Annotated in this window: 3 protein-coding genes and 1 pseudogene; all 4 read right to left on the bottom strand. The window is 40.4% G+C overall.

Annotated features, from left to right (window positions below):
• The coding region (locus tag L4C42_RS00565; protein WP_429758916.1) for a transposase family protein at positions 1–126 on the bottom strand (126 nt) is incomplete at its 3' end.
• Between the two features lie 471 nt (positions 127–597).
• On the bottom strand, positions 598–3,066 hold the full coding sequence (locus tag L4C42_RS00560; RefSeq protein WP_429758914.1) for a methyltransferase: 2,469 nt from the start codon (positions 3,064–3,066) through the stop codon (positions 598–600).
• Between the two features lie 76 nt (positions 3,067–3,142).
• Positions 3,143–3,805: pseudogene (locus tag L4C42_RS00555) on the bottom strand (ISAs1 family transposase); the annotation flags it as partial.
• A 26-nt stretch (positions 3,806–3,831) separates the two neighbouring features.
• Positions 3,832–4,956, bottom strand: coding sequence for an ISAs1 family transposase (locus L4C42_RS00550; protein WP_429758912.1), 1,125 nt, complete (start codon positions 4,954–4,956; stop codon positions 3,832–3,834).
• Positions 4,957–5,121: the final 165 nt, after the last annotated feature.

The following is a 5,121-nucleotide window of genomic DNA, read 5'->3' as shown; positions in this document are numbered from 1 at the left end:
ATCTTGGCCAGAAAGTACAGCACAAATTGTTAACAGAATGATATCAGTTAACTTGTGCTCGACTTTGCCTTGTTGTCGGTAATCAGGAATGACATCGAAATGCATAAATGGGTGCTGGTTACTCATCGTTGGACCTCCAAGTTGTCTATGGAGGTATTAGAAAACACTGAAAATGATCTACAAATCGATCATCGGACAATTGATTGTTATGTGATAACGCTAACTAGTGAAGTTCAAAAGTTGAGAACTCAATACACCACAAACCCTTTAAACATAGGCATGTTGATGATTTTTCCCTGTATTTAGGCTCCTATATTGTCTAGGAGCTATTACAAAACAGCAGAAATGATCTACAAGGCGATCTTAAATTTCATTGGGTTACATTTGAAAACTGAGAGTAATGAGGCATTGGTAACTAATTTTAAGCATCACCGCAGCCCTTATATATCAACGACCTTCATGCGGTTTCCCTGATTTTAGTTCTACGAAAAAAGCTCAGAGTGTTTTACGGGGAAGAACCAGAGGACGACTAACCTCTATCGATGAAATGCAGCACCTCTGTTATGGCACCAAGACGATATATTATTCAAATAAAAATCAGTTGTCGTCAAGTTCAATCCAGTGTTGCTCTACTCTGCCTAAAAAGTCTTCCTCTGCCTTTGAATAGCCAATTCTACCGCTAGTTTTGGCTAACCACTCATAACGGTCCACTCCTGCAAATCGTTGTTTTACAGAGCTCAAATAAGTTTTTGTACCATTTTCAATATTTTCTAATAAATCTAGGCGTAGCTGAATTTGCTTTAAACCTGGGTGATCTTTATCAATCTCATTTTTCGCTAATAACAACTTTACACGCTCTACCTTATCTAGCTGCAATAGAAAATCACAGAATATCACGATTACATTAGAGCTGACTGGCGATATGGTAAGTGCTTTTTCATACAGTTCTAAAGCCTCTTCTTTCTCTCCAAGCTTGCGTAATAGCGACGCTTTCGCTACAAAAAACATGGCATTGTTTGGGTTTTTAATCATCGCTTGATTGTAACAATGAAACGCTTGTGAATTATTGCCTAAAGCCTGATAACATTGACCTAGGGTCATATACATGTGTGGGAAAACATAGCCGAGCGATAAAGCGGTACGATATTTGTCAATGGCCATTTGCCAATGCTCATGTTTTTGTAAAAAACTAGCACAAACAAAATTAAGCTCACCTGCTAATGGAAAAAGATCACATATTGCTTGTACAAGTGCTGGTAATTCTTGCTTACTGGCGGTAAAAGGGGCACCACTATTGCTAAACAGGTCGATCAATTTTGCTTCGTCTTTGGTTTGGCCAATAGTGTATTTCCATTTTTGAAACCTTGAGTCTTCGGACTTAGTAGCACTATTAGTGTATAAACCTTGAATCTCAGTATTGGTGGCGCTTGTTAGTGCACGCTTGTAATTATCCTTAAAATCACTCGAACAGACAGCTGATTGATTATATTTAGGGTGCTCGTCGGATGAAGTAAAACGAGCTAACGTGAGCAGTTCTTTCCAAACAGTATCCAGTTGTAATTTTAACGGTGTAGATAAGTTGTCAATAATAGACTGCGATGCAGTATCCCTAAGTAAGCTAGGAACAAACACTGACTTTGCTTGTTCATCTAGCTGCAAATTAAAGCGTTGATTTAACTCAGCTATAAAAGGTGCACCTTCAAATAATGCCCTTTGTGTAACCAATAACACTTTTTGTGGGTGCTGCTTTGCAAAGGCAAGTAACCTTGTACAATAGGCTAACCACATTTTTGCTGCTAAATCAGGCTCTGCAAAAAACTGAAGTTGTGGGTTATCTGCAGTTGCCACCGATAAGTTATGCGCCAAGTCTCTGCTAGCACGATGCTGTAACGACTCTATACTTGCTGACCAGTGGCGCAAAATAAACAGATAACAACTTCGTTCACCCAGTAGGGAGTCCCATTGGTCTAAAAATAAACATAAGCGAGGATCTTTCACGCCCCAAGAATTAGAAGACAAAAAATTATCTGTGTCAGCTTGATTGCTAATTGAACTTTCATCTCGCATATCAATATATAGCTTAATAGGGACAAGTGCCTCAATATTGATATCTAGATTTACTTCATCATTAAACTGCCAACTGCTACCCGCCTGCTTGAGGAGTTCATCATGTACTTTTACTGCACCCCAATCCTCACCATGACCAAGTGGGTTTGATATACTGCTGCACATAATGCGGTTGCCTATATTTAACCCAGCGGCTTGCAACTGTAGTGATGTTGCAGAAGTTGCACTGCGATGAAAGCCCGTTATCACCAGCGCTTTGGGTAGTGGTTTTGCATAATCAGGTGCGTGTGCTAAATTATCGCTAACACTTACTTTAAACTCACTATCGCGTAACACAGCCCCCGTTAAGTACTTTAATTGTTCTGGCGTTGGTAAGTTCTTTTGATGTTTACTCAGTGCAAACCAAGTTTGCCTTGGGTGAAACCATGGCAGCTCAATAAAGCTTAGTCCTGTTTTAGAAATAACATTATGTATTGTAGTGGGGGTAAACGCTACACATCCCGGATATACCCAACCTTCTCCAGTAAAGTCCTTATCATCTTTAATAAGAGTGACTAAAGCAATGCCGCTCTCATTAAGTGAATGTTTAATATTGCTTAAGGCCTGTGAAAGTAGGTCTAAACCAGTGTGTGAAAAAATAGATTGTGCAATAATAAAATCAAAGGTTGTATCAAATACTGCAGTGTTAAAATTGCTGTTATGATCAAAACAGGGCTTTTTTATTTTCAGTAAATCTTGGCCAACTTGATCTTTTACCGCATCTTCAATTAACCATTTATTAGGCTCTATGCCATGGTAATTACTAGGTTCAAGATAGCTAATCAAAAGTCGACCGGCGCGTAATGAGCCGCAGCCTAAGTCCAGTACCTTGTGATTCGCCCTTAAGCCAAGTGTACAAAGCAATCTAAACTGTGTAGCCCCCATAAAGTCATATTGTAGTGGGGGACCAATGTAAGCTCGGTAGTTGTTATCACCAGGCTTTAATTTTGAATAATCCATTACTTTCCTGTTTATTAGTCACATAAACCACACGAACATCACCGTCACGTACACGGAAACCGCATGAACATCACCGTCACGTAAGGCTTTCAAGAACCTTACTTAGGTAGTTTTCGTCCATTGCGCAGTTCATGCGCTTACGTTTAATACCACCTTTAAAGGTGGTTTCGCTCTTTAATAGGTTCAAACACATCTGCCTGATCCTTGCAAAAGCCTCTGCTCGATCATCTGCTCTAATACGAGAGTTGTCCTCACAAAATGCGGTATCAAGCGACCAATGCATGACCTCTACACCCCAGTGAGAACGCGTCGCTTCAAGTAACGTTTGAGCTTCTAATTCTTTAGAGCATATGTAGTATCGAATACTCACATCTTGCTCTGTTGCTACTGCCGATTCTTGTCGAATTGAAGCCACGATGCCCATCGTTTTTAACTCAGGCCATTCATGTTCAATATCACCTAGAACCGACAGCTCACGATTCACTAAAGCGACTCTCGTTTCCATTCTTCCGTGACTTTTTTCTTGAGTACTATAAGAACTGCCGCCGAAGTCTTGAAGCATGTCCATTCGAAAATAGTCATCAAAGGCTTGCTCAAGCATTCCCTGATTACCTTTAACTGCCAGTAAATAGTCTGCTTCTTTATCGAGAATTTTCTGCGCTACTTTCTTTTGGCAGCCCATCGCATCAATCGTAATCAAGCAACCTTTTACGTCTAGTAAGTCAAGTAGCTTGGGGATCCACGGAAAAATCATGAACACCCCCGTCAATAAAGGCTTGCCAGAACCTTCAAAAGGTACTCAGAATCCATCGCACACATCGCTCTTTTGTGCTTAATGCTCGCTTTCAAAGTCGTTTCACTCTTCAGCATGTTTAAACACATCTGTCTGATCCTTGCAAAGTTCTCTGCACTTTCTTCCGCTCGCTTTCGGCAATCGTCTTCACCAAATGTCGTATCGAGAGACCAATGCATCGACTCAACCAACCAATGTGAACGCGTTGTACTTAACAACTTCTTAGCATTTAAATCTTTCGAGCTAATGTAGTATCTCACCGTGATTTCTGACTCTTTCGCCACGGCTTCTTCTTGTCTTATAGAAACGACGATACCCATTGTTTTTAGCTCTGGCCAGTCAAACGCCAGGTCACCTAAAATACTCAAATCGGTGTTTGTTAAAGCCAATCTAGTTTCTTGTCTGCCACGTGATTTTTCTTGTGTGCTGTAAGAATCACCATCGTGTTTTTGTAGCATGCTCATATCGAAATAATTATCGAACGCTTGCTCCAAACGACCTTGATTTCCTTTCACTGCCAATAAGTAATCTGCGTTTTTGTTTAGTATTTTTTGAGCGATTTTCTTTTGACATCCCATTGCATCAATAGTGACCAGACACCCTGATATATCAAGCAGTTCGAGCAACTCTGGGATAGCGGTGATCTCGTTGCTTTTCTCGTAAACTTTATGCTGTCCGAGACTAACCCCATTTTCTGTCGCAAAGGCGTTCACCATGTGAATAGCACCAAGGCCACGAGAATCATCATAAGAGCCCCTAACGGTTTTACCATYAATGGCAATGACTTCACCTTTAGTCAACTCACAGCAATCTTTCATCCATTCAATAAAGCATTTTTGTAGACGAGTTGCGTTAATCATTCCCATCGCTCGAGCTATAGTCGAAGTAGATGGAACACCATGATTAAAATCGCCAAACCTCTTCAAGAAATCCAACCGAGCCTCACCGTAAAGACTAATCGCYTTCCAGTCATCTTGGCCAGAAAGTACAGCACAAATTGTTAACAGAATGATATCAGTTAACTTGTGCTCGACTTTGCCTTGTTGTCGGTAATCAGGAATGACATCGAAATGCATAAATGGGTGCTGGTTACTCATCGTTGGACCTCCAAGTTGTCTATGGAGGTATTAGAAAACACTGAAAATGATCTACAAATCGATCATCGGACAATTGATTGTTATGTGATAACGCTAACTAGTGAAGTTCAAAAGTTGAGAACTCAATACACCACAAACCCTTTAAACATAGGCATGTTGATGATT

The organism is Vibrio wakamikoensis (assembly GCF_050337275.1).
Lineage (GTDB): Bacteria > Pseudomonadota > Gammaproteobacteria > Enterobacterales > Vibrionaceae > Vibrio > Vibrio chaetopteri.
This window is presented reverse-complemented; position numbering and strand designations above follow the sequence as displayed.

Bases quoted from the DNA above. Each gene is read 5' to 3' on its own strand.
- L4C42_RS00560 (WP_429758914.1), bottom strand. From the start codon at position 3,066: ATGGATTATTCAAAATTAAAGCCTGGTGATAACAACTACCGAGCTTAC.